Annotated in this window: 1 protein-coding gene; it reads left to right on the top strand. The window is 48.5% G+C overall.

All coding sequences use genetic code 11. From position 1 onward, the window contains the following. On the top strand, positions 1-265 hold a 265-nt coding region (locus EZM41_RS07285; protein ID WP_274704703.1), incomplete at its 5' end, for a carboxyl transferase domain-containing protein. Positions 266-497 lie beyond the last annotated feature (232 nt).

The following is a 497-nucleotide window of genomic DNA, read 5'->3' as shown; positions in this document are numbered from 1 at the left end:
CATCACTCACAATGTGTCGATCAAGGACCCCGAGACCGGCAGCAAGCAGGAGTTCGACGTGGTGGCCATCTGCGGCGACCGGGGCTTTGTGGTGGACGTAAAGTCCACATATAAGTTTGCTCACCTTGCGGGATGCTTGGATATCGATGCCTCAGATAAGGCGAGTCGTTTCATTCGTTTTTGTGATGCCTTTAACATCCCTGTGGTAACTTTTGTGGATGTCCCGGGGTATCTCCCTGGCACAGCGCAGGATATGAAGGAATAGCCTCTAAAGAGGGTTCAAAAAGGGGCAGGCCTTCCAAGCTTACGCCTGAAGAATTAAAAAAGCTCGAGGAGCTACTCAAGAGAAAGGAGTTTTGGCATCTGGCATTTACTTTGTTATGAAAACGATAAAACCGACCGTTAAGATAGTTGGAGTGCAACCCGAAGGATCATCTGCATTTTATGAAAGCTTCAAGAAGTGCAGGCTTGTAGAACTTAGGGAGGCGAACACGATC

It is taken from the genome of Acetomicrobium sp. S15 = DSM 107314, assembly GCF_016125955.1.
Lineage (GTDB): Bacteria > Synergistota > Synergistia > Synergistales > Thermosynergistaceae > Thermosynergistes > Thermosynergistes pyruvativorans.
The sequence above is the reverse complement of the archived record's forward strand: the minus strand, read 5'-3'. Positions and strand labels throughout refer to the sequence as shown.